Source organism: Salinarimonas chemoclinalis, from assembly GCF_041514305.1.
Classification (GTDB): domain Bacteria; phylum Pseudomonadota; class Alphaproteobacteria; order Rhizobiales; family Beijerinckiaceae; genus Salinarimonas; species Salinarimonas chemoclinalis.
The window spans coordinates 52,334-76,925 of the sequence record NZ_JBGMWH010000003.1 but is presented as its reverse complement, the minus strand read 5'-3'; the positions used below and the strand labels follow the sequence as shown (position 1 = coordinate 76,925).

Genomic DNA, 24,592 nt, shown 5'->3' with positions numbered 1-24,592 from the left:
TGATCGTCCGCCCTGTCGAGACGCAGGATCGGCCTCGACGTTCTTCGGAGGGCCGTTCATGCATCTCGCCCGCATCCCGCGCATCCGGGTCGCGCACCTGCCGACCCCGCTCGAGCCGCTCGAGCGCCTGAGCGCCGCGCTCGGCGGGCCGGAGATCTGGATCAAGCGCGACGACTGCACGGGGCTCTCGACGGGCGGCAACAAGACCCGCAAGCTCGAGTTCCTGATGGCGGAGGCGGTGGCCGAGCGCGCGGACGTCGTGCTCACCCAGGGCGCGACGCAGTCGAACCACGCCCGCCAGACGGCGGCCTTCGCCGCGCGGCTGGGGCTCGCCTGCCACATCCTGCTCGAGGACCGCACCGGCTTTCGCGACGCGGGCTACACGGACAACGGCAACGTCCTGCTCGACCGCCTGCACGGCGCCACGATCGAGCATCGCCCCGGCGGCACCGACATGAACGCGGCGCTGGACGAGGTCCGCGCGCGCATGGCCGCGGACGGGCGCCGGCCCTACGCCATCCCCGGCGGCGGCTCGAACCCGACCGGCGCGCTCGGCTACGTCGACGCCGCCCAGGAGCTGATGGCCCAGGCCGACGCGATGGGGCTCGCCATCGATCACCTCGTCCACGCGACGGGCAGCGCCGGCACGCAGGCGGGGCTCGTGGTGGGGCTGAAGGGGGTGAACGCGCGGGTGCCGCTGCTCGGGATCGGCGTGCGCGCGCCCCGCGAGAAGCAGGAGCAATCGGTCTTCGCGCTCGCCTGCGCCACCGCAGAGCGGCTCGGCGTGCCGGGCATCGTGGTGCGCGAGGACGTGGTCGCGAACACCGACTACGTCGGCGCCGGCTACGGCATCCCGACGCCCGGGATGGTCGAGGCGCTCGAGATGTTCGCCCGGCTCGAGGGCATCCTGCTCGACCCGGTCTATTCGGGAAAGGGGGCGGCGGGGCTGATCGACCTCGTCCGCGAGGGGCGCTTCCGCAAGGGAGAGCGGATCGTCTTCCTGCACACCGGCGGATCCGCCGGCCTGTTCGGCTACGGATTCGCGCTCGACGCGCCGAAAGAGCGCGCGGCGTGAGGCTCGGCCGGGATCATCACAATCACAGAGGGGATCGACAGATGAGACGCATGCTTCGACACTTCGCTCTGGGCGCCTGCGCGCTCGGAGCGACGCTCGCCGCCGCGGCCGGGGCGCAGGCGCAGGACCTCTACGGCACGCTCGCCAAGATCGACGCGGCGAACGAGATCGTCATCGGCCACCGCGAGACCTCGATCCCGTTCTCCTGGATCGGGTCCGACGGCGGCGCCCCGCAGGGCTACTCGGTCGACCTGTGCCTGCGGATCGCCGACGCGGTGAAGGAGGAACTCGGCAAGCCCGACCTCGCCGTGCGCTTCGTGCCGGTGACGCCGCAGACGCGCATCCCGCTTCTCGCCAACGGCACGATCGACATCGAGTGCGGCTCGACCACGAACAACCTCACCCGCCAGCAGCAGGTCGCCTACCTGCCGGTGACCTTCATCACCGGCACGAAGCTGCTGGTGAAGACCGACGCCGGCATCGAGACGCTGGACGACCTGGCCGGCAAGCGCATCGCGCTCGCGCAGGGCACCACCAACGAGCGCGTGATCAAGGCGGCGATCGAGGCCGGCGGGCTCGACGTCGACGTGCTCAACGTCAAGGACCACGCCGAGGGCTTCCTCGCGCTGGAGACCGACCGCGTCGACGCCTACTCGACCGACCACATCCTGCTCTACGGCCTGATCACCCGCGCCCGCGACCCGCAGAGCTACGCGGTCGTCGGCGACTTCCTCTCCTACGACCCCTACGCGATCATGGTGCGGCGCGACGACAGCGCCTTCCAGCTGCTCGGCACGAAGGTGCTGGCGGACCTGTTCCGCACCGGCGAGATCGAGGAGATCTATGCCGAGTGGTTCCAGCCCTTCCCCACGAACGATGCCGTCTCCGAGCCGCCGACGGACCTGCTCCGTGCCGCCTGGCGCCTCAACGCCCTGCCCGAGTGACCATCGCCGACGAGCCCGGCGCCCCGCGCGCCGGGCTCGGGCCTGTCCCGACGTCGGACGACCCGTGCGGGGAGTTGGTCGGGGGACGCCGCGGCCAACCCTGTCCTTCCCTGTAGGGGAAGGTGGCTCGGCGAAGCCGAGACGGATGGGGCGCGCGGGACGCGCGTTCGGCGCAGCCGAAGAGCGACGGTGGCCGCGGACCCGTCGGTTTCCGCTTCGCGGAACGCGCCTTCGGCGCGCCCCATCCGTCACCGCGCTTCGCGCGGCGCCACCTTCCCCTACAGGGAAGGGAGAAGGGGTACGGGCGCGGGCGTTGACCGACAGGAGGGGAGCGGGGGCGCATGAGCTACAATTGGAACTGGGGCGTCCTCCTGCAGGATCCCTATCTCGGCTGGCTGATCTCCGGCGTCGGCTGGACGCTCGCGGTCTCCGCGGCGGCCTGGGTGATCGCCTTCGCGCTCGGCTCGATCGTGGGCGTGGCGCGCACCCTGCCCAACAAGGCGGTACGCGGGGCGGCCACCGCCTACGTGGAACTGTTCCGCAACATCCCGCTGCTCGTGCAACTGTTCCTCTGGTACTTCGTCGTGCCCGAGCTCTTGCCCGCGGACTGGGGGCGCTGGGTCAAGCGCGACCTGCCGATGCCCGAATACACGACCGCGGTCGTGGGGCTCGGCTTCTACACCGCCTCGCGGGTGGCCGAGCAGGTGCGCTCGGGCATCGAGTCGATCCCCCGCGGTCAGACTCTCGCGGGCTACGCCAGCGGGCTGACGACCGGCCAGCTCTATCGATACGTCCTCCTGCCGGTGGGCTACCGGCTGATCATCCCGCCGCTGACGTCCGAGTTCCTGACGATCTTCAAGAACTCCTCGCTGGCGCTGACGATCGGCGTGCTCGAGCTCACCGCGCAGAGCCGACAGATCACGGAATACACCTTTCAGGGCTTCGAGGCCTTCACCGCCGCGACCGTGATCTACGTCGTCATCACGCTGTCCGTCACCGCGGCCATGGGCCTCGTCGAGCGCCGTGCGCGGATGCCCGGCTTCATCGCGGGAGGGCGCTAGAGCCATGTCGTTCGACCTCGCCGTGATCTTCGACGCGCTGCCCTTCCTCGCGCAGGGGCTCGGCCTCTCGCTGCTGCTCACCGTGCTCGCGGCCGTGGGCGGGATCGTGCTCGCCGTCGTGCTCGCCTTGATGCGCCTGTCGGGCTTTCGCGTGCTGCGGATCGTCTCCGCGGCCTACGTGAACTTCTTCCGCTCGATGCCGCTGATCCTGGTGATCTTCTGGTTCTTCTTCCTGGTGCCGCTGATCATCGGCCGGCCGGTGGGCGGCTTCTACTCGGCGCTGATCGCGTTCACCCTGTTCGAGGCGGCGTACTATTCCGAGATCGTGCGGGCGGGCATCCAGTCCGTCTCCCGCGGCCAGGTGGCCGCCGCCTACGCGACCGGCATGCGCTACGGGGCGACGATGCGATTCGTCGTGCTGCCGCAGGCCTTCCGCAACATGACGCCGGTGTTGCTGACCCAGGCGATCATCCTGTTCCAGGACACGAGCCTCGTCTTCGTCGTGTCCCTGCGCGACTTCATGACGGCGTCGACCATCGTCGCTCGCAACGAGGGCCGGCTCGTGGAGATGTACGTCTTCGCCGCCGCGGTGTACTTCGTGATCTGCTTCAGCGGCTCCATGTATGTCAGGCGCCTCCAGAGGAAACACGCGACATGATCGAGATCCGCGACCTCGACAAGCGGTACGCCGACTTCCACGTGCTCAAGCGCTGCTCGACGCGCGTCGCCAAGGGCGAGGTGGTCGTCGTCTGCGGGCCCTCCGGGTCGGGCAAGTCGACGCTGATCAAGTGCGTCAACGGCCTCGAGCCGTTCCAGGGCGGCTCGATCACGGTGGACGGGATCGCGGTCGGCGACACGCGCACCGACCTGCCCGCCCTGCGCGCCAGGATCGGCATGGTGTTCCAGAACTTCGAGCTGTATCCGCACATGACGGTGATGCGCAACATCTGCCTCGCGCAGGAGAAGGTGCTGGGGCGCCCGCGCGCGGAGGCCGAGGCCAAGGCGGCATCGCTGCTGGCCCGCGTCGGGCTCTCGGACCAGGCGCACAAGCACCCCGGCCAGCTCTCGGGCGGCCAGCAGCAGCGCGTCGCCATCGCGAGGGCGCTGGCGATGGACCCGATCGCCATGCTCTTCGACGAGCCGACCTCGGCGCTCGACCCGGAGATGATCTCCGAGGTGCTCGACGTCATGGTCGAGCTCGCGCAGGAGGGGATGACGATGATGGTCGTCACCCACGAGATGGGCTTCGCCCGCAAGGTGGCCGACCGCGTCGTGTTCATGGATTCGGGCGAGATCGTCGAGGACGCGGACACCGCGAGCTTCTTCGGCTCGCCGCGCAGCCCCCGCGCGCAGACCTTCCTGTCGAAGATCCTCGGCCACGTGTGAGGCCGGGCTCGAGAGCGCGCGGCGGCGCGGGCGCGGCGCATGCCCCCGATGCGCAGGTCCATGCGCGGGCCGCCGTCGACCCTCCTGTGCCGATCTGCTAGGCGAGGGGCCGCGAACGCGTTCGACCGGGAGCCCCCATGCGCCTCACCGCAGCACTCGCGACCCTGCTCCTCGGCCTCGGCGTAGCGGGGGCGAACCCGCTCGCGGCGCAGCCGCTCGATACGCGGGCCGCGGCACTGCGCGCGGCCGAGACGGTGCTGGCCCCCGCCTACGCCGCGCTCGCCGAGGCCGCCGCCGCGCAGGCCTCCGCCTGGGAGGCCGCGTGCGCCGCGCCGGGCCCCTCCCTCGACCTCGCGCCCCTGGACGCCGCCTTCCACGCCGCCGCCGACGCCCATGCCCGTATCGAGCCGGTGCGCTGGGGGCCGGTTTCGGAGGAGTTCCGGTTCGAGCGCCTCGCCTTCTGGCCGGAGCGGCGCAACGCGTCGGGCCGTGCGCTGGCGCAGCTCGAGGCGCTGGACGACGAGACGCCGCTCGCGCCCGAGCGCTTCGCAGAGACCTCGGTCGCCGGCCAGGGGTTCACGGCGCTGGAGCGGCTCCTGTTCGATCCGGACACCCGCGGCGCCCTCGCCGCGGGCGGTGTGCGGGCGCCGCGCCTGTGCCGCATCGGCGAGGCCATCGCGCGCGCGCTCGCGGCGACCGCCGGGGAGGTTTCACGGGCCTGGGCGGAGGAGACCCTGCCGACGCTCGCGGGCGACGCGGGCGGGGCGCAGCGGGCCGTGACGCGGCTCGTCACCGACGCGCTCACGGGCCTCCAGGCGATCGAGTCGCTGAAGCTCGGGCTGCCGCTCGGCGCCGATCTCGCGGATGCGCGCGCGACCCGCGCCGAGATGTGGCGCTCCGGGCGCTCGGCGCGGCAGATCGCGCTCAACCTCGACGGCATCGAGGCTCTCGTGGACGCCCTCGTCGGCGGCGACGAGACGCGCGCGCCCGGCACCCTGCGCGCCCTCGCGCAGGCCGAGCGCCTCGCCGAACGGGCACCCACGGATCTCGGCGAGGCCGCCGCAGACCCGGCCCGGCGCGGGCGCGTGCTGCTGCTGGCGGCCGCGGTCGCGACCGCACGCGGCAATGCGGCGACCGAGGTTCCGCCGGCGCTCGGCGTGGTCACGGGGTTCAACGCGCTCGATGGGGATTGATCGCAGGACCTTCCTCGCCGGCCTCGGCGCCGCGCTCGGCACGGCGCTCGCCGGCGGGCTGGCGCGGGCGGCGGAGCCAGTCTACGTCGCCTGCGCCCAGGCCGGCGACGGGTCGCAGCGCGTGTGCGCCTTCACGCTGGAGGGCCGGCTGCTGTTCTCGACCGCGCTGCCCGAGCGCGGGCACGACGTCGCCGCGCGGCCGGGCACGCGCGATCTCGTCGTCTTCGCCCGGAGGCCGGGCGGCTGGATGGCGGTCGTCGATCGCGACACCGGCACGGTGAGCCGCGTCGTCCTCGCCGCCGACGGCCGGCATTTCTACGGCCACGGCGCCTTCTCCGCCGACGGGCTGCTGCTCTGGGCGAGCGAGAACCGCATCGAGACCGGCGCCGGCGTGCTCGGCGTCTACGATTGCGCGGCGGGCTACGCCCGCATCGGCGAGGTGCCGACCGGCGGTATCGGCCCGCACGACCTCGCGCTGCTCCCAGGGGAAGGGCCGCCACGGCTCGTCGTGGCGAATGGCGGCATCCGCACGCATCCGGTATCCGGTCGCGAGATCCTCAACGCGGGTGCGCTCGAGCCGAGCCTCGCGGTGCTGCGGCCGGAGGACGGCGCGGTCGAGGCGGTGCACGACCTCGGCGCGGACCTCGCCGACCTCTCGATCCGCCACCTCGCCGTCGCGCCGGACGGGGAGAGCGTGTTCGGCTGCCAGTTCGCCGGCGACCCGCTCGCCGTCGTGCCGCTGGTGGGCGCGCGCGACGCGTCCGGCCGCGTGCGGCTGTTCGAGATGCCGGAGGACGACCTGATCTCGCTGGACAACTACGTCGGCTCGGTCGCGCTCGACCCCTCGGGGGAGCTGGTCTGCGCCACGAGCCCGCACGGCTCCGTCGCCGCCTTCTTCGAGCGTGCCAGCGGGCGCTATCTCGGCCGCCGGCGCATGTCGGACGTCTGCGGGGCGGCGCCGGGGACGGTGGCGGGCACCTTCCTCGTCACGTCCGGCAACGACGGCGTGGCGATCGCCCGCGTCCCGGACGGCGATCTCGCCGATCTCGGCGCGGCGCTGGCGTCGACCGTGTGGGACAACCACGCGCGCCGGATCTGAGCGGAGCCGTTGCGCGTTGCCCCGCCGTGCCTATCTCATGCGAAGGACAGAGACGCGGTCACATGCAGGAGGACGAGATGCGCCTCGACGAGCCCTTCACCGCCGAGGAGATGGAGGCCATGCGCCGCGCCGGGCGCGACGACGAGGCGCGCACGCTCCGCGACGCCTTCGACAAGGCGCGCGCCATCGGCAAGCGCCTGCCCTTCGCACAGGACGTGCTCGCCGCCTACTTCTGCGTCCAGGACCCCACGACACCGCGCCGCGTGAAGTGGATCCTCCTCGGTGCGCTCGCCTATTTCGTGCTGCCGACCGACCTGGTTCCGGACTTCCTCCCCCTCGTCGGCTTCACCGACGACCTCGCCGTCCTCACCGCCGCCTTCGGCGCGGTCGCGACGTCGATCCGTCCGGAGCACCGGGAGGAGGCGCGACGGGCGATCGAGGAGGGGTGACGGCCGACGCCTCGTAGCCTTCGGAACCGTCCCGCCGCCCCCGACTTCCTCTCCCGTCTCACGCAGCCGGGAGCCCCCATGTCCGCCGACGCCTTCCTCGCCCCGTGGAGCGACCTCCTGCGCATCGTCGTCGTGGGGGCGCTCGCCTATGCCGGGCTCGTCGCGTTCCTGCGCGTCACCGGCAAGCGCACGCTGACCAAGCTGAACGCCTTCGACCTCGTGGTGACGGTGGCGCTCGGCTCGACGTTGGCGACGATCCTGCTCAGCCGCGACGTGGCGCTGGCGGAGGGGCTCGTCGCCTTCGCGCTGCTGATCGCGCTGCAATGGGTCGTGACCTTCGCGTCCGCGCGCTCGCGGCGCTTCCAGACGCTCGTGAAGGCCACCCCGACGCTGCTGGTGCACCGCGGCGCGATCCTCGACGACGCCCTGCGCCGGGAGCGCGTGAGCCGCGCCGAGGTGCTCGCCGCCGCGCGCAGCTCCGGCGCGCCGGACCTGTCTTCGGTCGGGGCCGTCGTGCTCGAGACCGACGGGTCGCTGTCGGTCCTGTCGGAGGTGCGCGACGTCGGCGCGGCGGGCTCGACGCTCGCCACCGTCGCGGGCACGGGCGCGCGTGATCAGGCGAGCCAGCGCTTGCGGCGCTTGTAGCTCTTCACCTCGCGGAAGCTCTTGCGGTCGGCGCCGGCGACGCCGAGGTAGAACTCCTTCACGTCCTCGTTCTCGCGCAGCATCTTCGCGTCGCCGTCCATGACGACGCGGCCGGTTTCGAGGATGTAGCCGTAGGTGGCGTAGCGCAGCGCCATGTTGGTGTTCTGCTCGGCCAGCAGGAAAGACACGCCCTCCCTGGCGTTGAGGTCCTTCACGATCTCGAAGATCTCCTCGACGATCTGCGGGGCGAGGCCCATCGACGGCTCGTCGAGCAGGATCATCTTCGGACGGCTCATCAGCGCGCGGCCGATGGCGCACATCTGCTGCTCGCCGCCGGACGTGTAGCCGGCCATGGATCCCTTGCGCTCGCGCAGGCGCGGGAAGTAGGCGTAGACCTTCTCCATGTCCGCCTTGATGGCGGCGTTGCCGTCGCGCCGGGTGAAAGCGCCGGTGAGGAGGTTCTCCTCGATGGTGAGGTGGCCGAAGCAGTGGCGGCCCTCCAGCACCTGGATGCAGCCGCGGCGCACGAGCTCGTTGGGCGAGAGCTTCTCGATGCGGTTGCCGTCGAACTCGATCGAGCCCTTGGTGACCTCGCCGCGCTCGGCGCGCAGCAGGTTCGAGATCGCCTTGAGCGTGGTGGTCTTGCCGGCGCCGTTGGCGCCCAGGATCGCGACGATGCCCTGCCTGGGCACGGTGAGCGAGACGCCCTTCAGCACCAGGATGACGTGGTCGTAGATCACCTCGATGTTGTTCACCGACAGGATCGGCGCCGCCGCGGCGGGCGCGGGCGCGGGCGTCGTCGTCGAGGGCGTGGCGAGTGCGGTCATCGGCGGGGCTCTCGGCTCGGGCCCGATCCCGGGCCGGAAGGTGGCGGCGCCGGGGATCGCTCCCCGGCGCCGGGCAGTCACGACCTCACTGGTCGCAGCCCTCGGTGCGGGCCGGCCAGCCGGCGTTGGCGGCGGCGTATTCCTGCGCGGCGGCGAGGATGAGCGGACGGACCCGGTCGGTCATGGGCTCCGTCCAGTCCTGGCCCACGGTCCACTGCGTGCCGTCCCACTCGGCCACGAAGACCTGGTGGTTGCCCGAGTGGTTCTCGCAGGTGACGTTGAGCGGCGCGGCGAAGCCGGTCATGCCCATCTCGGCCAGACGCTCCTCCGTGACGGTCAGGTTCTCCAGGCCGCGGCGCACGTCCTCGCCGGTGACCACGCTCTTGCCGGTGATCTCCTGCGCGGTGCGGATCGCCTCGGCGATCAGCATCGAGTTGTAGATGCCGCGATTGTAGAGCATGTCGCCGACCCGCTCGCGCGGGAACTGCGACAGGCCCTTGTCGTGCACGTGGGTGATGATGTCCTGCATCACGGGGAAGTCGGCGCCCGCGCCGTTGAACGAGAGGGCCTTGTAGCCCGCCGCATCGGCACCGCCGGCGCGCGCGTCCTCGTCGCCGCCGGCCCACCAGACGCCGATCATGTTCTCGATCGGGAAGCCGGTGCGGATGGCCTCGCGCACGGCGGTGGGGTTCATCGCGCCCCAGCCCTGCAGGTAGATGTAGTCCGGCCGGTTGCGGCGGATGTTGAGCCACACCGAGCCCTGGTTCTGCATGTCCTGCGCGGCGACCGGGTAGAGCTTCAGCTCGAAGCCGTGCTCCTCCGCCAGCGCCTCGAGCACCGGGATGGGCTCGCGGCCGTAGGGCGCGTCGAGGTGGAGGAGGCCCACCGTCTTGCCCGAGAGGTTCTCGAAGCCGCCCTCGCGCTCGGCGATGTGCTTCACGAAGACGGAGGCGCCGTCCCAATAGGTCACCGGCGGGTTGAACACCCACGGGAACGTGTTGCCGTCGGCGGAGGCGGAGAGGCCGTAGGCCATCGAGAGCACGGGGATCTTGTCGACCGCCGCGCGCGGGATCAGCTGGAGGGTGATGCCCGTCGAGTAGGGGTTCACCACGACCGGGTTCTTGGAGCGCACCGACTCGTAGCACTCCACGCCCTTCGGCGTCGCGTACCCGGTCTCGCACTCCTCGACGATCAGCCGGACGCCGCCGATGCCGCCGTCGCGCTCGTTGAGCATGGTGAGGTAGTCGTGCATCCCGTCGGCGATCGGGATGCCGGAGCCGGCGAAGGCGCCGGTGCGGTAGGTCAGGAGCGGGATGTAGATCCCGTCCTCCTGCGCGCTCGCGGGGACGACGAGCGCCCCGGAGCCCACGATCGCCGCGGCGAGCCCGGCGATTGTCAGGTTGCGAAACGACATGGCTTCCTGTCCTCCCTTTTCCTCTTCTCGATGCCGGATGTCCGGCCCGTTTCCCTCTCGTCCCCGGGTCTCCCGGCGATTGTTCTCACCGCTCCTCAATAGGGGAACGGCCAGACCCGGAGCTTCTGCTTGCCGATCTGCCAGAGCCGCGCGAGGCCGTGCGGCTCCACGATCAGGAAGAAGATGATCAGCGCGCCCACGATCATGAACCGCAGGTGCTCGATCGTCGCGGCGTCCACCGTCAGCCCGAAGGGCGCGGTGATCGCCGGCAGGACGATGCCGAGCCCGATCGGCAGCATGAAGATCAGGGCCGCGCCCATGAACGAGCCGATCAGCGAGCCCAGACCACCGATGATGATCATGAACAGGATGAAGAACGACTGATCGATGTTGAACACGTTGTATTCCGCGCCGCCGTACCAGAGGAACACCAGCATCGCCCCGGCCACCCCCACGAAGTAGGACGAGCAGGCGAAGGCCATCAGCTTGGCGTGGAGCGGGCGGATGCCGATCAGCTCGGCGGCGATGTCCATGTCGCGGATCGCCATCCATTGCCGGCCGATGCGGCTGTGGACGAGGTTCGACGCGAGCCAAGTGAGCCCGATGACGAGGGTGAGAACGACGAGGTAGCGGGCCTCGGGGGTGGCCGTCGCGCCGGTGATCGGCACGCCGAACAGCGTCGTCAGGGGCGCCTCGATCGCCCCCGAGATGTTGTAGTTGTACAGCCACGGAATGCGGTTGAAGCACCATTGCAGGAAGAACTGCGCCGCGAGCGTCGCCACCGCGAGGTAGAAGCCCTTGATGCGCAAGCTCGGCAGGCCGAAGAACACGCCCACCGCCGCCGAGAAGAAGCCCGACATCAGGATCCAGACGACGACGTTCACCTCGGGGAAGGCGGTCATCAGCTTGTAGCAGGCGTAGGCGCCGACCCCCATGAAGGCGCCGGTGCCCAGCGACAGCAGCCCGGCGTAGCCGACGAGGATGTTCAGCCCGATCGCCGCGAGCGAGAAGATCAGGAACGGGATCAGCACCGCCTGGAGCAGGAAGTCCGAGCCGAACACGCCCGCCGCGTAGGCGGCGGCGATGATCACGGCGATGCCGATGCGGTCCTGCTTCAACGGGAAGATCGCGCGATCCGCCTCGTAGCTGGTCTTGTACTGGCCCGACTCGCGATAGATCACGACCGTTTCCTCACTCTGGCTCTCCTTCCCCGAGCGGGAAGGCCGCGGATCCCGGGGGATCCCACCCTGGGCTCGCCGCGCGAGCCGTTCCCTCCCCGACGGGGAAGGCTACACGCGCTCGATGATCTTCTCGCCGAACAGGCCCTGCGGCCGGAACAGCAGGAAGATCAGCGCGATGACGTAGGCGAACCAGCTCTCGATGCCGCCGCCGATGATCGAGCCCCAGTAGAACTCGCCGAGCTTCTCGCCGATGCCGATGATCAGCCCGCCGACGATGGCGCCGGGGATCGAGGTGAAGCCGCCGAGGATCAGCACCGGCAGCGCCTTGAGCGCGATGATCTGCAGGGCGAAGGACACGTCCGAGCGTGCGCCCCACATGATGCCCGTCACCAGGGCGACGATGCCCGCCGCGAACCAGACGATGACCCAGATCTGGTTCAAGGAGATGCCCACCGAGAGCGCCGCCTTGTGGCTGTCGGCCACCGCGCGCAGCGCCCGGCCGATGCGCGTCTTCGAGAAGAACACGCCGAGCGTCGCGATCATGATCGAGGCGATCACGGCCGCCGCGATGTCGAGGTGCTGGATGCGGACGTAGCCGCCGGCGAACTCGAAGTCGCTGGCGCCGGTGGGCAGCATCAGCTCGCGCGTGATCATCTGCTTGGGCTCGCCGCCGAAGACGAGCTCGCCGAAGCCGATGAGGAAGTAGGTCAGTCCGAAGGTCGCCATGAACAGGATGATGTCGGGCTGGTTCACGAGCGGACGCAGCACCACGCGCTCCACCGTCCAGGCCAGCGCGAACATCACCGCGACCGCGAGCACGAGCGCCAGGATCGCCGGCACGCCCATGGCGTAGAAGCCGACCAGCGTCAGCGCGGCGAACACGACCATGATGCCCTGGGCGAAGTTGAACACGCCCGAGGCCTTGAAGATGAGCACGAAGCCGAGCGCGATCAGCGCATACAGGACGCCCGAGACGAAGCCCTCCCAGAGCGTCTGCACCAGGAGGTCCGGCATCTCGACCATGAGCGCGAAGGGCTCGACGAAGATCTGCGCGAGGAGGTCCATGGATACGCGTCGCTCCTCAGTGCGGGACGCCGAGATAGGCGTCGATGACGGCCTGGTTCGCCTTCACCTCGTCGGGCGTGCCGTCGGCGATCTTGCAGCCGTACTCGAGCACGACGACCCGGTCCGACAGGTCCATGACGACGCCCATGTCGTGCTCGATCAGCGCGATCGTGGTGCCGAACTCCTGGTTCACGTCCAGGATGAAGCGCGACATGTCCTCCTTCTCCTCGAGGTTCATGCCGGCCATCGGCTCGTCGAGCAGCAGCAGCTCCGGCTCCATGGCGAGCGCGCGGCCGAGCTCGACGCGCTTCTGCAGGCCGTAGGGCAGCTTGCCCACCGGGACTTTTCGGATGTGCGGGATCTGCAGGAAGTCGATGATGTCCTCGACCTTGCGGCGATGCTCGACCTCCTCGCGCATCGCCGGACCGAAGCGCACGAGCTGCCAGAAGACGTTGGCGCGCATCTTCAGCGAGCGCCCGGTCATGATGTTGTCGAGCGTCGACATGCCCTTGAACAGCGCCACGTTCTGGAAGGTGCGTGCGATGCCGCCGGCGGCCGCCTCGTGCGGGCGCATCTTCTGGCGCGTCTGCCCCTTGAAGGTGATGCGCCCCTCGGTGGGGTGGTAGAAGCCGTTGATGCAGTTGAGCATCGAGGTCTTGCCGGCGCCGTTGGGGCCGATGATGGCGCGGATCTCGCCCTTGCGGATGTCGAAGGAGACGTCGGTGAGCGCCTTCACGCCGCCGAAGCCGAGGGAGACGTTCTCGACGGCCAGCAGCACCTCGCCGGCTGTCGCGGCGCGGGGGGTGGGGGCGGACGGCGCGGTCTCCTCCAGCGCGTCGGCCGCGGCGAAGCTGTGGGCCTGGTCGGCGCTCATCGAGCGGTCTCCTCACGGGTGACGGCCTGTGGCGCGATCGCCCGACGCGAGGCGACGCCCTCGATGGACCGGCCGCTCTCCTTTCCTGTAGGGGAAGGTGGCTCGGCGAAGCCGAGACGGATGGGGCGCGCGGAACGCGCGTTCCGCGAAGCGGAAACGGGGACGGGCGGTTCGCCTCCGGCTCGTCCGACGCGGCCCGCTTCGGCTTCGCCGAACACGCCTGTCGGCGTGCCCCATCCGTCTCGCCGCTCCGCGGCGATCCACCTTCCCCTACAGGGAAGGAGATGGCGCGTCGCGACCGTCCGAGGCAGCACCGCAGCCACAGGACGGGCGTGCATCGACAAGCCACCAGGGAGAGGGGAGCAGGTCGAGCGACTCGTCGCATCGTTCATCATTCCGCAGCCTCCTGCATCGCAGCCGCGGTCGTCGCGGGGTAGGTCTGCATGTCGCGGATCTTCACGCGCGCGGCGATGACGCCCTTGCGGCCGTCCTCGAAGGTGACCTCGGTCTTGATGTCGGCCTCCGCCGAGCCGTCGTAGAGCGCGTCGACGAGGGGCGCGTAGCGCTCGGCGATGAAGCCGCGGCGGACCTTCTGGGTGCGGGTGAGCTCGCCGTCGTCGGCGTCGAGCTCCTTGTGCAGGATCAGGAAGCGCTTGATCTGGGCCCCGCCCATCATCGGCTCGGCGGCGAGGGAGCGGTTCACCTCGTCGACGTGCTCGGCGATCATCTCGTACACGCGCGGGTTCTGCGCCAGCTCCTGGTAGGAGGCGTAGATCACGTTGTTGCGCTCGGCCCAGTTCCCGACCGCGGTCAGGTCGATGTTGACGAAGACCGAAACGAAGTCGCGCTCGTGCCCGTAGGCGACCGCCTCCTTGATGTTGGGGTAGAACTTGAGCTTGTTCTCGACGTACTTCGGCGGGAACAGCGCGCCGTCGTTCAGCCGGCCGACGTCCTTGGCGCGGTCGATGATCTTCAGGTGGCCGTTCTCGGCGAAGAAGCCGGCGTCTCCCGATCGCACGAAGCCGTCGGGCGTCTTGGTCTCGGCGGTCTTGACCTCGTCCTTGTAGTAGGCCTGGAAGACGCCGGGCGAGCGGAACAGCACCTCGCCGTTGTCGTCGATCTTGATCTCGACGCCGGGCACCGGCCGCCCGACGGTGTCGGCGTAGATCTCGCCGTCGGGCTGCATGGTGACGTAGACCGACGCCTCCGTCTGCCCGTAGAGTTGCTTCAGGTTCACGCCGATCGAACGGTAGAAGCGGAAGATCTCCGGCCCGATCGCCTCGCCGGCGGTGTAGCCGACCTTGATGTCGGTCAGCCCGAAGCGGTTGCGCAGCGGCGCATAGACGAGAAAATCCCCGATGGTGTAGAGCGCCCGGTCCCAGGCGCCCACCGGCTCGCCGTTGAGGATCCGCTCGCCGACCTTGCCGGCGTGGTCGATGAAGAAGCGGAACATCGCCCGCTTGAGCCGCCCCGCGTCCTCCATGCGCACCATGGTCAGCGTCAGCATGTTCTCGAACACCCGCGGGGGCGCGAAGGCGTAGGTGGTGCCGATCTCGCGGCGATCCTCGACGATGGTCTCGGGGCTCTCGGGGCAGTTGACGCACAGGCCCGCCAGGATCGCCTGCGCGTAGGAGAAGATGTGGTCGCCCACCCAGGCCAGCGGCAGGTAGGCGATGATCTCGTCGGTCTCGTCGAGCCGGTCGAAGTCGCAGCCCATGCGCGCGGCGGCGAGCACGTTGTCGTGGGTGAGCATCACGCCCTTGGGCCGGCCCGTCGTGCCCGAGGTGTAGAGGATGATGCCGAGGTCCGCGCCCGCGCCGGCGGCGAGCGCGCCGTCGATCACGCCGGCGAGATCGGCGTCGCGGGCGAGGCGGGCCTCCCCCTCGGCGATGAACTCGGTGAGCGGGTGCAGGCGGGTGTGGTCGTAGTCGCGCAGGCCGCGGGGCTCGTCGTAGAGGACGTGGCCGAGGGTGGGCACCTCCGCGGCGATCGAGAGCAGCTTGTCGACCTGCTCCTGGTCCTGCACCACCGCCGTGACGACCTCGGCGTGGGCCAGCACCCACGCCATCTCCTCCGCGACCGAGTCCGCGTAGACCGGCACCGGCACGGCGCCGATCCACTGCGCCGCGGCGATCGCCCAGTACAGGCGCGGGCGGTTCGCGCCCACGATCGCCACCTTGTCGCCCTTGCGCACGCCGAGCCCGTGCAGGCCCGCGGCGAAGCCGCGCACGGCGTCGTGCACGCGGCCCCAGTCCCACGATTGCCAGATGCCGAGGTCCTTGTGACGGAACGCGGTGCGTCGCGGCCGGACGCGGGCGTTGCGCACGATCAGCTTCGGAAACGTGTCCTCGCGCGCGGCGTCTGCCGTCGTCACGGGCTTCTCCCTCTCTCCGCGTGCGCGGGCCGTTTTCGGCCTCTGAGCACGCTCGTGTTCCCTCTCCGGATGCGCGGTCGGCCGCGTTCTCACCGTTTCGCGGCCTATTAGTACCCGCGGTGTGCCCGGGGGCAAGTCCAGACTTTCTGATGAGGCGGCGCGCCGCGGGGCCGACCGCGCGCCCGGCGCGTTGTTGCAAAACCGGGCGCCCGCCCGCATGGTGCCGCGGGGTCCGTCGAGCGAGCGACACGGGGGAGAGGTTGAGCGCGAGAGGGAGCGCGACTGCGAGCGCGACACGGCGCGGCCGCCCGCTCGTCTGGCACCTCGCCGTCTTCGGCGCGGCGCTGACGGCGCCCGTCTTCGTCTTCGTCGCCATCCTGATGTGGTGGGTGGCGCAGGGCGAAGAGGCGCGCTACGAGCGCTCGACCGAGAGCCGCGCGGTCGAGATCGCCGCCGCCGTGGACCGCGAGCTCGCCGGCCTCGCCGCGGCCGCGCGGGCGCTCGCCACCGATCCCGCCCTCGCCGAGGGACGCCTCGAGGTCTTCGCGGGCCGGGCCATGGGCGCCATCGGGGCCGCCGAGGCCGCCGTGCTGGTGACCACGCGCGACGGCGAGCGCCTGCTCGACACGCGCCTGCCCCGCAGCGCGCTGCCCGCCCCGCCGGACCAGGCCTACGCCTGGGAGCGGTTGTCGCCGGGCGGCGCCGTGGTCTCCGACCTCGTCGTCGCCGATGCCGGTGCGGGCGCGCCCGGCGAGCCGATCGTGACGGTCAGCGCGCGCACCCTCGTCGACGACACGGTGCCCGCCCTCGTCAGCATCGCGCTGCCTGCCGCCACCCTGCTCCACGGCCTCGGGATCCGCGAGCCGCTCGTCGCGGTGCTGTTCGACCGCCGCGCCGTCGTGCTCACACGTTCGCGCGATCACCCGGACTACGTCGGCGACCGGGCGCCCGAGACCCTGCTCGAGCGCACGGCGGGACCGCCGGGCGTGTTCCGGGCGGCGACGCGGGACGGCGTGCCGAGCCTGTTCGGCCACGCCCGCACGCGGCTGGGGCAATGGACGGTCCTCGTCCTCGTGCCCGAGAGCGTCGCCTACGCCTCCGCGCGCACGATGCTCGGCACGATCGCGATGCTCGGGCTGATCCTCGTCGCCCTGGCCGGCGGGCTCGCGGCCGTGTTCGGGCGACGCGCCGCCGCCGCGATCCGCCGCGTTCGGCGCATGGCGCGGCTCGTCGGCCAGGGGGCGACGCCCGACCCCGTGGTCACCTCCGTGCGCGAGGCGAACGAGGTCGGCGAGACGCTGGCGCAGGCGGCGCGGGACCTGCACGATCGCTCCGCCGCCCTCGCGGCCTCGGAGCGGCGGCTGACCGAGACGCTCGACAACCTCATCGCCCTCGTCGCCGTGCTGGAGCCCGACGGAACGCTCGTCGACATCAACCGCGGCCCCCTGCGCGTCATCGGCCGCGCCCGTCGGGAGGCGCTGGGGCGCCGGCTCTGGGAGATCCTACCCGGGGGCGGCGATGCGCCCGCGCGCGAGGCCCTGCGCCGGCTGGTGCGCGACGCCGCGGCGGGCGACGCGCCCCGCACCGACCTCGAGGTTCCCCTCGCCGACGGCACGCGAATCGTCCTCGACCTGCAGGTCGCACCCCTGCGCGACGCCGACGGGCGGGTCTCGCGCCTCGTGGTCTCGGCGCTCGACGTCACCGAGCGCGAGCGCGCGAGCGCCTCGCTGCGCGAGAGCGAGGAGCGCCTGCGGCTCGCCATCGAGGCCGGGCGGCTCGGCGCCTGGGAGGTCGCCCTCGACACCGGCCGCTGCATCGTCTCCGAGCGCACCGCGGAGATCTTCGGCGTCGAGCCGCGGGCGCTCGCGCTCCAGGCGGACTGGCTGCAGTTCGTGCTCCCCGAGGATCGGGGCACGATCCGGGAGGCGCTCGACGCCGCCATCGCCGGGGAGCGGCCCTACCGCACGGTGTTCCGTGTCGTGCGCCCGTCCGGCGAGATCCGCTTCGTCGCCTCGAGCGCCGTGATCGAGCGCGACGCCCGCGGGCGCGCCGCGCACGTCGTCGGCGTGCATCTCGACGTCACCGACGAGCGCCGGGCCGAGGAGGAGCTGCGCCGGGCGGTCGACTTGCTGCGCGTCATCGGCGAGACGGCGCCCGACCCGATCTGGGTGCGCGACGCCAAGGGCCGCTTCGCCTTCGTCAACCCGGCGCTGGCCGAGATCGTCGGCACGCCGGCGGAGCGGCTCGTCGGCCGGACCGGTAACGAGGAGGCGGCGGACGGCGAGGCGGAGGGGGGGATCGCCGGCTTTTCCGCCGACATGGCGGTGATCCGCTCCGGCGAGGGCGCCACCGTCGAGGAGGAGGGCGCGCCGCCCGGCAGGACGCGGCGGATCTATCAGGTCTCGAAGACGCCCATGCACGACGGGCGCGGCCGGGTCTCCGGCCTCGTGTGCGTGGCGAGCGACATCACCGAGCACAAACGCGCGGAGGAGCGGCAGGCGCTGATGGTGCGCGAGCTCCACCACCGCGTGAAGAACTCGCTCGCGACCGTCCAGGCCATCGCCAACGCCACCGCGCGGACCGCGACCGACATCGCCGCCTTCCGCGAGGCGTTCAACGCGCGCATCGTCTCGCTCGCGCGCACGCACACGCTGCTCACCGAGAACGCCTGGGGCGTCATCCCCCTGCGCGACCTGCTCGTCGCGGAGCTCGCGCCCTACGAGAGCGCGGGGCCGCTCGCCCCGGGCGGGGCGCGGGGGGCGCCGCGGGTGTCGATGAGCGGCCCGGACGTGGCGCTGCCCTCCGACGTCGCGCTCTCCATCGGCATGGCGGCGCACGAGCTCGTCACCAACGCCGTCAAGTACGGATCTCTCTCGGACTCCGCAGGCACGCTGCGGGTCTCCTGGGACGTGGAGACGCGCGGGGGGCGCCGCTCGCTGCGGCTGACCTGGGTCGAGCGCGGCGGCCCCCCGGTGCGGCCGCCGACGCGCCAGGGCTTCGGCACGCGGCTCCTGCGCCACATGCTCGGCGGCCAGTTCAGCTCCGACGTCGACATGCGCTTCGACCCCGAGGGTCTGACCTTCACCCTCGACGTGCCGCTGGTGGAGCGCGCGGCGGCGGCGGCCGAGTGATGCCGATGTCGAGCCGCGGATGGCGCCACCACGCTCAGCGGCAGGCGACCTCGACGACGACGTCGCGGCGGTCGACCCGGACGGTGAGCCGGTCCTCGCGGAATTCCTGCGTGTAGGCGAAGCCCGGCTCCTCGACCCGCAGCCGCCGTGCGCCGGAGGCGTCGAGCGCCGCCTCGAGCCGTCGCTCGCTCGCCCGCTCGCCGAGCAGCCAGCGCGCCCGCTGCGCGTCGCAGGCCGCGGGCGACGGACGCGGGCGCTCGGCGCGCGGCGGCGGAGGCAGGGGGTCGGGCCGGATCGGACCAGGCCGGATCGGGCCGGGCGCTGCGCCCAGGCGCAGATGGCGGCGGCTCACCCAGCCGACGCGCCCGCGATGGCCGACCTCGCACCAGGCGCGCTCGCAGGTCCGCACGTCGACGAGGCTGCCCCGCGGCATGAAGGCGACGACGGCGTAGCCCGTGCCGGGCCCCGCGCGCAGGTTCAGGTCCGCGGTCGTGCGCGCGGGCTCCGCCAGCGCCGGCGCGGCGAGGAGGAGGGCGCCCGCGAGCGCGCCGAGGAAGCCGCCGAGGAAGCCGCCGGCGATGCGTCGCCCGCCGGGCGCACGGGTCCGCGTGATCTCGTCCGCCATCGTGTCCTCCTCTCGCTGAACGCCGAAGAACCGCGGAACGCCCGGCCGGGCGCCGGGTTGCGGCCGCGCGTGTCCCCGCCCGTCCATCCTCCGTTCCCTCGCCGCCCGCCATGGGCTAGGAGGGACCGGAAGGCCCGGGATACCGGGCGCCGAGCCGTCGAGATGAGGAGCACGCACATGCAGGGCGTCACGGTCGTCGATCACCCGCTGGTCCAGCACAAGCTGACCCTGATGCGCGCCAAGGAGCGCTCCACCAAGGGCTTCCGCCAGCTCCTCAACGAGATCGGCATGCTGCTCTGCTACGAGGTCACCCGCGACCTGCCGCTCGAGCACGTCGGCGTGGAGACGCCGCTCGCCTCGATGCAGGCGCCGCAGATCGCCGGCAAGAAGCTCGTCTTCGCGCCGATCCTGCGCGCCGGCGTCGGCTTCCTCGACGGAATGCTCGACCTCGTGCCCTCCGCCCGCGTCGCCCATATCGGCTTGTACCGCGACCCGGAGACCCTGCAGGCGGTGGAGTACTACTTCAAGGCCCCGTCCGACCTCGCCGACCGGCTCGTCATGGTGCTCGACCCGATGCTGGCGACCGCGAACTCCGCGGTGGCGGCCATCGATCGCCTGAAGCGGCGCGGCGCGCGGGACCTGCGCTTCGTGTGCCTGCTCGCCGCGCCCGAGGGCGTCGCGCGCATGCAGGAGGCGCATCCCGACGTGCGCATCTGGACGGCGGCGATCGACGAGCGTCTCGACGATCACGGCTACATCGTGCCGGGTCTGGGTGACGCCGGAGACCGGATGTTCGGCACCCGCTGAGGGCCCGGCGGCCCCGTCCCTCAACAGGGTGCGACGCCGGAGAGCTCGACCTGGTCGGTGTTGCGCACCGGCCAGACCGTGTCGTCCGACAGGTTGATGGTGGTGAACAGGTTGTCCATGCTGAAGAGCGGTCGGTAGGGCATCCGCACCTCCGCCAGGATGAAGGACGATCCGTCCTGGTCGAAGCCCGCGGGGATCGGCACCTCGCTGTCGGCCGCGCGCGCCGTGCCGTTGGCGTTGGCGCGGCTCCAGCAGACCCGCGCCGCCATCGGGGCCGGTCCGGACGGATCGCGCACGACCACGCTCGAGAGCACGATCGAGACCTCCGAATCGTCGTAGGGCTCGAGCACGACGGCGGCGGCGCGCATGATGCCCTGGACGTCGGCGTTGGTGACGGTGCCGACGCGCCCGATCAGGTCTGCGGCGGTACGCCCGAGCAGCGTGACCTTGCGGTCCATGCTGAGCGCGACCGTGACCTGCGACATGCCGATGAAGAGCACCAGCATCACCGGGAGCACGAAGGCGAACTCGATCGCGGCGACGCCGGCGCGCGCCCGGGCGAAGCGGCGGGCGAGGGTGCGAAGGGTGTGGGCGCGAACGGTGTGGGCGGCGCGGGCGGGACGGGTCATCGTCGTCGTCTCCCTCAATTGCCGAACGGCTCGTTGCGGAAGGCGGCGGACGCCATGATCAGCCGGCGCCCGTTGGAGAGGTTGGCGCCCGAGCCGTCGAGGATCGTCGTGAAGACCGGGTAGTCGATCGCCGCGCGCACGACGACGACCTGGCCCGCGCCGGAATTCTGGAAACCGAAGGCGGCGTCGTCGATGGCCCCCTCGTCGTCGAGCACCGTGCCGAAGGTGACGCCGTCGAAGTCGCCGAAGCTGCGCACGTCGACCCGCAGCGTTCCCTCGCAGTCGAAGAGCGCGACGACGCGCGCGCAGATCTCGGCCCTGAAGGCCGTCTGCAGGTCGCCTGCATCGGTGACCGCCCGGTTCTCCGCCTGGAACTGGCCGGTGTAGATGCGCCGCGAGGCATCCGAGACCGCGGTCTCCAGCACCTGCTGCGTCCAGAACACCAGCGCCGCCTCGATGATGGCGAACAGCAGCGCGAAGAAGGGGATCGCGACGAAGGCGAACTCGATCGCGGTCACGCCCTCCTCGTCGTCGCGGAAGCGCTTGACGAAGCCGAGCCGGAACCGGCGTCCGATGGAAGGAGCGTCTGTCTGCGCCATGGCTCTACCCCGAGAGTTCGGGCGGCGCGCACGCCGGCGCGCCGCGCCGGTCTCACGGGTAGCTCCGAAAGCTTTCCGTTCGGTTGCACGCAGACCACGAATCTCGGCGTTTCTCGCCGATTTTCGGCGTATTCGACGAACCGCGTCAGCGCGGGATCAGGACCCACCAGTCGAGATCGAGGATGACGCCCTCGGCATGGCCCTCGCCCTCGCGGCCGGCGAAGTCGCCGCTCGGGCGGTTCTTCACGGCGACCGTGCGCAGGCGCAGCGCGCCGACGTCGTCGCGGCCCGCGAGCGGGCAGGTGGCGAGCACCTCGCTCCAGGCGCTCACGGTGTCGCCGGCGAAGAGCGGCGCGACGTGGCGCCCGGCGTTGATCGCGGCGACCGTGAAGGCGTTGGCGAGCCCGTTGAAGGAGAGCGCGCGGGCGAGCGAGATCACGTGCCCGCCGTAGATCAGCCGCTTGCCGAACCGGCCCTGCTCGGCGGCCATCTGGTCGAAATGGACGCGTGCCGTGTTCTGGTAGAGGCGGGTGGCGAGCTGGTGCTCGGCCTCCTCCACCGTCATCGCGTCGACGTGGTCGATCCGCTCGCCCTCGGCGTAGTCGCCGAAGCGGTCGGCGGAGCCGGCGAGGTCGAAGTCCCAGCTGTCGATGGTCAGTGCCGGCGCGTGCCGGGCGATCTCGTCGGCGGCGACCACCGCCGCGAGGCCGGGCACCCGCGGCTCCGGCGCCGGGGAGGCGGGGTCGCGCTTGCGCACCAGCACCCAGCGGCAATAGGAGAGCACCCGCGCGCCGTCCTGGTTGAAGCCGGTGGTGCGCACCCACACGATCCCGGTCTCGCCGTTCGAGCTCTGCTTGAGCCCGATCACCTCCGACACCGCCCACAGCGTGTCGCCGGGATAGACCGGCGCGAGGAAGCGCCCCTCGGCGTAGCCGAGATTGGCGACCGCGTTGAGGGAGACGTCGGGAACCGTCTTGCCGAAGACCGTGTGGAAGACGAGGAGGTCGTCCAGCGGCGCGCGGTCGTAGCCGATCGAGCGGGCGAAGTGATCGGAGGAGGAGACCGCGAAGCGCGAGCCGTAGAGGGCGGTGTAGAGCGCCTGGTCGCCCACCGTGAGCGTGCGCGGCGTCGCGTGGCGGATCGTCTCGCCGAGCGTGAAGTCCTCGAAGAAGCGACCGGCATTCGTCTTCATGGGAGCCCTCCGCTGGGGATGCGCGTGCGTGGCGTCTCGCGCACGATGTCGCGCGCAGCGGGGGCGGCGGTCAAGCGGGGCGGGGGGTGGCAAATGGGCGAAGGCGTCCCCTCGCGCTCAGCCGTCGCCGACGAGGGCGAGGTCGTCGCGGTGGATCATCGCGTCGCGGCCGCGGAACCCGAGGATCGTCTCGATCTCGCCGGTGCGGCGTCCGGCGATGCGCCCGGCGTCGTCGCGGTCGTAGGCGACGAGGCCGCGCGCGATCTCGCGGCCGGCCTCGTCGCGCACGCACACGGCGTCGCCGCGTGCGAAGCCGCCCTCGACGCGCGTCACGCCCGCCGGCAGGAGGCTCGCCCCCGCGCGCAGGGCCTTGGCCGCGCCGGCGTCGACGACGAGCGTGCCGCGCGGCTCGAGCGCGCCGGCGATCCAGGTCTTGCGCGCGCGCTCCGGGGAGGATTGCGGCGCGAACCAGGTGCAGCGCGCGCCGGCGGCGACCGCTCGCAGGGGATTCTTCGGCCCGCCGTGGGCGATCAGCATGGCGGCGCCGGACGCGGTGGCGATCTTCGCCGCCTCGATCTTGGTCCGCATGCCTCCCCGCGAGAGCTCGGACGCCGCCCCGCCCGCCATCGCCTCGATCTCGGGCGAGATCCGCTCGACTAGGGGAATGTGCGTGGCGCTCGGGTCGGTTGCCGGGGGGGCGGTGTAGAGGCCGTCGACGTCCGAGAACAGCACCAGCAGGTCGGCGCCGATCATGGCGGCGACGCGGGCGGCGAGGCGGTCGTTGTCGCCGTATCGGATCTCGGTCGTCGCGACCGTGTCGTTCTCGTTGACCACGGGCACGGCGCGCATCTCGAGCAGCTTCTTCAAGGTGGCGCGGGCGTTGAGGTAGCGCCGCCGCTCCTCCGTGTCGCCGAGCGTGACCAGGATCTGCCCCGCGGTGATGCCGTGATGGCCGAGCACCTCGGCCCAGACGCGGGCGAGCGCGATCTGCCCGACGGCGGCGGCGGCCTGACTCTCCTCGAGCCGCAGCGGCCCGGCGGGCAGCGCCAGCACGGAGCGGCCCATGGCGATCGCGCCCGAGGAGACGACGAGCACGTCCGCGCCGCGCGCATGCAGCTCCGCGACGTCCTCCGCCAGCGCCGCGAGCCAGGCGGCGTTGAGCCGCCCGCGCGCGCGATCGACGAGGAGCGCCGAGCCGACCTTGACGACGACGCGACGGAAGGAGGCGAGGGCGGGGGGCTGCGTGGCGGTGTGGCTTGCGGCGGCGGTCACGGGTCGGATCCTGGCGCGAAGGCCAGGTCGGTGTGCCCGAAATCAGCGCCCTTGTACAGGAGCGGCGCGGCGGCGCGGCGGGCCACCGCGTAGGCGAGGCAATCGCCGAAGTTCAGCCGCGCGGGGTGATCGCGCCCCTTGCCGTAGCGACGGAAGGCGTCGGCGGCGAGGAGGTAGTGTTCCATGTCGAACGGGACGACCTCGATGTCGAGGGTCGTGGTCAGCATCTCCATCGCTGCCAGGCCGCTCGCCTCGCCGAGCTTGCCGACGAGAACGTTGTGCACCTCGACGAGGGTGGGCGCTCCGATCCGGCAGCCGTTCGCGACGATCACCGCTGCGAATGCGGCGCTCTCCTCCTCGGAGAAAGCCAAGGCGACGAGAGCGGACGTGTCGACGTAGACGCGCTGCGAGTCGTCGATCACTTCGGCAGCCCGTTCTCGTCGTACATGTCGGAATGATCCGAGGTCACGCCGGGCGGCTTCATGCGTCCGATCTCGCGCTGCATCGCACGAAGTGCCGCATGTCGGGCCGCGATCTCCTCCGGCGGACGGGTCCGCACGGGCCGGCGGGACTTCGCTGAAGCCTCATGCTGCGCGTCGGAGAGACGCCGCAGACCTTCGGCGACCACCTCGTCCACGGAGCGGTCGGCGCTGCGGGCGAGCTCCTGCGCGAGCGCGTAGGTCCCGTCGCTGACATGAAGGTGCCGCGCCATAGTCGTCCCGCCGTCAACCGTTCTGATGATACGCATCT

At 71.6% G+C, this 24,592-nt stretch carries 24 protein-coding genes; 11 read left to right on the top strand and 13 right to left on the bottom strand.

Annotated features, from left to right (window positions below):
• Window positions 1–58 precede the first annotated feature (58 nt).
• From cuyA to AB9M23_RS07495, 9 genes are all read left to right on the top strand, one after another.
• Window positions 59–1,075 (top strand): D-cysteate sulfo-lyase, encoded by a 1,017-nt coding sequence (gene cuyA / locus AB9M23_RS07535; protein ID WP_372423905.1) that lies wholly within the window; start codon window positions 59–61, stop codon window positions 1,073–1,075.
• A 41-nt stretch (window positions 1,076–1,116) separates the two neighbouring features.
• Complete coding sequence (locus AB9M23_RS07530) at window positions 1,117–2,019, top strand: amino acid ABC transporter substrate-binding protein (protein ID WP_372423904.1); 903 nt, start codon at window positions 1,117–1,119, stop codon at window positions 2,017–2,019.
• A gap of 341 nt (window positions 2,020–2,360) precedes the next feature.
• On the top strand, window positions 2,361–3,080 hold the full coding sequence (locus tag AB9M23_RS07525) for an amino acid ABC transporter permease (RefSeq protein WP_372423903.1): 720 nt from the start codon (window positions 2,361–2,363) through the stop codon (window positions 3,078–3,080).
• Between the two features lie 4 nt (window positions 3,081–3,084).
• Window positions 3,085–3,738: an amino acid ABC transporter permease gene (locus tag AB9M23_RS07520; RefSeq protein ID WP_372423902.1), complete on the top strand. Its 654-nt coding sequence runs from the start codon at window positions 3,085–3,087 to the stop codon at window positions 3,736–3,738.
• Window positions 3,735–4,466 (top strand): amino acid ABC transporter ATP-binding protein, encoded by a 732-nt coding sequence (locus AB9M23_RS07515; RefSeq protein WP_372423901.1) that lies wholly within the window; start codon window positions 3,735–3,737, stop codon window positions 4,464–4,466. Before AB9M23_RS07520 ends, AB9M23_RS07515 begins: the two co-directional genes overlap by 4 nt.
• Window positions 4,467–4,603: 137 nt before the next feature.
• Entirely contained in the window at window positions 4,604–5,659 is a 1,056-nt protein-coding gene (locus AB9M23_RS07510; RefSeq protein WP_372423900.1) for an imelysin family protein, read from the top strand.
• The gene (locus AB9M23_RS07505) at window positions 5,649–6,758 is read left to right on the top strand and encodes a DUF1513 domain-containing protein (protein ID WP_372423898.1); all 1,110 of its coding nucleotides are present in this window, start codon (window positions 5,649–5,651) and stop codon (window positions 6,756–6,758) included. The genes AB9M23_RS07510 and AB9M23_RS07505 overlap by 11 nt, the downstream gene beginning before the upstream one ends.
• Window positions 6,759–6,820: 62 nt before the next feature.
• Window positions 6,821–7,207, top strand: coding sequence for a YkvA family protein (locus AB9M23_RS07500; protein WP_372423896.1), 387 nt, complete (start codon window positions 6,821–6,823; stop codon window positions 7,205–7,207).
• Between the two features lie 78 nt (window positions 7,208–7,285).
• On the top strand, window positions 7,286–7,852 hold the full coding sequence (locus AB9M23_RS07495) for a DUF421 domain-containing protein (protein WP_372423894.1): 567 nt from the start codon (window positions 7,286–7,288) through the stop codon (window positions 7,850–7,852).
• Here the strand turns inward: AB9M23_RS07495 and AB9M23_RS07490 are convergent.
• The 6 genes from AB9M23_RS07490 to AB9M23_RS07465 form a co-directional block, all read right to left on the bottom strand.
• Window positions 7,822–8,679 carry an ABC transporter ATP-binding protein gene (locus tag AB9M23_RS07490; RefSeq protein WP_372423892.1) on the bottom strand — a complete coding sequence of 286 codons (858 nt, stop codon included), beginning with the start codon at window positions 8,677–8,679 and terminating at the stop codon, window positions 7,822–7,824. The two genes, AB9M23_RS07495 and AB9M23_RS07490, sit on opposite strands and share 31 nt — an antisense overlap.
• Before the next feature lie 85 nt (window positions 8,680–8,764).
• Window positions 8,765–10,093 (bottom strand): ABC transporter substrate-binding protein, encoded by a 1,329-nt coding sequence (locus tag AB9M23_RS07485; protein ID WP_372423890.1) that lies wholly within the window; start codon window positions 10,091–10,093, stop codon window positions 8,765–8,767.
• 95 nt (window positions 10,094–10,188) lie between these two features.
• Entirely contained in the window at window positions 10,189–11,274 is a 1,086-nt protein-coding gene (locus tag AB9M23_RS07480; RefSeq protein WP_372423888.1) for a branched-chain amino acid ABC transporter permease, read from the bottom strand.
• A gap of 108 nt (window positions 11,275–11,382) precedes the next feature.
• On the bottom strand, window positions 11,383–12,339 hold the full coding sequence (locus tag AB9M23_RS07475; RefSeq protein WP_372423886.1) for a branched-chain amino acid ABC transporter permease: 957 nt from the start codon (window positions 12,337–12,339) through the stop codon (window positions 11,383–11,385).
• Window positions 12,340–12,355: 16 nt separating this feature from the next.
• On the bottom strand, window positions 12,356–13,213 hold the full coding sequence (locus AB9M23_RS07470) for an ABC transporter ATP-binding protein (RefSeq protein WP_372423884.1): 858 nt from the start codon (window positions 13,211–13,213) through the stop codon (window positions 12,356–12,358).
• A gap of 391 nt (window positions 13,214–13,604) precedes the next feature.
• Complete coding sequence (locus AB9M23_RS07465; RefSeq protein ID WP_372423883.1) at window positions 13,605–15,587, bottom strand: AMP-dependent synthetase/ligase; 1,983 nt, start codon at window positions 15,585–15,587, stop codon at window positions 13,605–13,607.
• A gap of 260 nt (window positions 15,588–15,847) precedes the next feature.
• Between AB9M23_RS07465 and AB9M23_RS07460 the strand changes: the two genes are divergently transcribed.
• A complete protein-coding gene (locus AB9M23_RS07460) occupies window positions 15,848–18,718 on the top strand; it encodes a PAS domain-containing protein (RefSeq protein WP_372423881.1) in 2,871 nt (956 codons plus the stop codon).
• Between the two features lie 34 nt (window positions 18,719–18,752).
• Here AB9M23_RS07460 and AB9M23_RS07455 read toward each other — a convergent pair whose 3' ends face one another.
• A complete protein-coding gene (locus AB9M23_RS07455) occupies window positions 18,753–19,343 on the bottom strand; it encodes an I78 family peptidase inhibitor (protein WP_372423879.1) in 591 nt (196 codons plus the stop codon).
• 162 nt (window positions 19,344–19,505) lie between these two features.
• Here AB9M23_RS07455 and upp point away from each other — a divergent pair, with 162 nt between their 5' ends.
• Window positions 19,506–20,150, top strand: a complete 645-nt coding sequence (gene upp, locus AB9M23_RS07450; protein WP_372423877.1) for a uracil phosphoribosyltransferase — start codon at window positions 19,506–19,508, stop codon at window positions 20,148–20,150.
• Between the two features lie 20 nt (window positions 20,151–20,170).
• Here the strand turns inward: upp and AB9M23_RS07445 are convergent, their stop codons facing one another.
• The 6 genes from AB9M23_RS07445 to AB9M23_RS07420 all read right to left on the bottom strand — a co-directional run bounded on the left by AB9M23_RS07445 (window position 20,171) and on the right by AB9M23_RS07420 (window position 24,590).
• The gene (locus tag AB9M23_RS07445) at window positions 20,171–20,779 is read right to left on the bottom strand and encodes a TadE/TadG family type IV pilus assembly protein (RefSeq protein WP_372423875.1); all 609 of its coding nucleotides are present in this window, start codon (window positions 20,777–20,779) and stop codon (window positions 20,171–20,173) included.
• Window positions 20,780–20,793: 14 nt separating this feature from the next.
• Window positions 20,794–21,378 carry a TadE/TadG family type IV pilus assembly protein gene (locus AB9M23_RS07440; RefSeq protein ID WP_372423873.1) on the bottom strand — a complete coding sequence of 195 codons (585 nt, stop codon included), beginning with the start codon at window positions 21,376–21,378 and terminating at the stop codon, window positions 20,794–20,796.
• A 145-nt stretch (window positions 21,379–21,523) separates the two neighbouring features.
• A complete protein-coding gene (locus tag AB9M23_RS07435) occupies window positions 21,524–22,570 on the bottom strand; it encodes a MaoC family dehydratase (RefSeq protein ID WP_372423871.1) in 1,047 nt (348 codons plus the stop codon).
• A 117-nt stretch (window positions 22,571–22,687) separates the two neighbouring features.
• Entirely contained in the window at window positions 22,688–23,842 is a 1,155-nt protein-coding gene (gene proB / locus AB9M23_RS07430; protein WP_372423869.1) for a glutamate 5-kinase, read from the bottom strand.
• Window positions 23,839–24,264 carry a type II toxin-antitoxin system VapC family toxin gene (locus AB9M23_RS07425; protein WP_372423867.1) on the bottom strand — a complete coding sequence of 142 codons (426 nt, stop codon included), beginning with the start codon at window positions 24,262–24,264 and terminating at the stop codon, window positions 23,839–23,841. The genes proB and AB9M23_RS07425 overlap by 4 nt, the downstream gene beginning before the upstream one ends.
• Window positions 24,261–24,590 carry a hypothetical protein gene (locus AB9M23_RS07420; RefSeq protein WP_372423865.1) on the bottom strand — a complete coding sequence of 110 codons (330 nt, stop codon included), beginning with the start codon at window positions 24,588–24,590 and terminating at the stop codon, window positions 24,261–24,263. Before AB9M23_RS07420 ends, AB9M23_RS07425 begins: the two co-directional genes overlap by 4 nt.
• Between the last annotated feature and the right edge of the window lie 2 nt (window positions 24,591–24,592).

Bases quoted from the DNA above. Each gene is read 5' to 3' on its own strand.
- cuyA (WP_372423905.1), top strand. From the start codon at position 59: ATGCATCTCGCCCGCATCCCGCGCATCCGGGTCGCGCACCTGCCGACC.
- AB9M23_RS07530 (WP_372423904.1), top strand. From the start codon at position 1,117: ATGAGACGCATGCTTCGACACTTCGCTCTGGGCGCCTGCGCGCTCGGA.
- AB9M23_RS07525 (WP_372423903.1), top strand. From the start codon at position 2,361: ATGAGCTACAATTGGAACTGGGGCGTCCTCCTGCAGGATCCCTATCTC.
- AB9M23_RS07520 (WP_372423902.1), top strand. From the start codon at position 3,085: ATGTCGTTCGACCTCGCCGTGATCTTCGACGCGCTGCCCTTCCTCGCG.
- AB9M23_RS07515 (WP_372423901.1), top strand. From the start codon at position 3,735: ATGATCGAGATCCGCGACCTCGACAAGCGGTACGCCGACTTCCACGTG.
- AB9M23_RS07510 (WP_372423900.1), top strand. From the start codon at position 4,604: ATGCGCCTCACCGCAGCACTCGCGACCCTGCTCCTCGGCCTCGGCGTA.
- AB9M23_RS07505 (WP_372423898.1), top strand. From the start codon at position 5,649: ATGGGGATTGATCGCAGGACCTTCCTCGCCGGCCTCGGCGCCGCGCTC.
- AB9M23_RS07500 (WP_372423896.1), top strand. From the start codon at position 6,821: ATGCAGGAGGACGAGATGCGCCTCGACGAGCCCTTCACCGCCGAGGAG.
- AB9M23_RS07495 (WP_372423894.1), top strand. From the start codon at position 7,286: ATGTCCGCCGACGCCTTCCTCGCCCCGTGGAGCGACCTCCTGCGCATC.
- AB9M23_RS07490 (WP_372423892.1), bottom strand. From the start codon at position 8,679: ATGACCGCACTCGCCACGCCCTCGACGACGACGCCCGCGCCCGCGCCC.
- AB9M23_RS07485 (WP_372423890.1), bottom strand. From the start codon at position 10,093: ATGTCGTTTCGCAACCTGACAATCGCCGGGCTCGCCGCGGCGATCGTG.
- AB9M23_RS07475 (WP_372423886.1), bottom strand. From the start codon at position 12,339: ATGGACCTCCTCGCGCAGATCTTCGTCGAGCCCTTCGCGCTCATGGTC.
- AB9M23_RS07470 (WP_372423884.1), bottom strand. From the start codon at position 13,213: ATGAGCGCCGACCAGGCCCACAGCTTCGCCGCGGCCGACGCGCTGGAG.
- AB9M23_RS07455 (WP_372423879.1), bottom strand. From the start codon at position 19,343: ATGGCGGACGAGATCACGCGGACCCGTGCGCCCGGCGGGCGACGCATC.
- upp (WP_372423877.1), top strand. From the start codon at position 19,506: ATGAGGAGCACGCACATGCAGGGCGTCACGGTCGTCGATCACCCGCTG.
- AB9M23_RS07445 (WP_372423875.1), bottom strand. From the start codon at position 20,779: ATGACCCGTCCCGCCCGCGCCGCCCACACCGTTCGCGCCCACACCCTT.
- AB9M23_RS07440 (WP_372423873.1), bottom strand. From the start codon at position 21,378: ATGGCGCAGACAGACGCTCCTTCCATCGGACGCCGGTTCCGGCTCGGC.
- AB9M23_RS07435 (WP_372423871.1), bottom strand. From the start codon at position 22,570: ATGAAGACGAATGCCGGTCGCTTCTTCGAGGACTTCACGCTCGGCGAG.
- AB9M23_RS07420 (WP_372423865.1), bottom strand. From the start codon at position 24,590: ATGCGTATCATCAGAACGGTTGACGGCGGGACGACTATGGCGCGGCAC.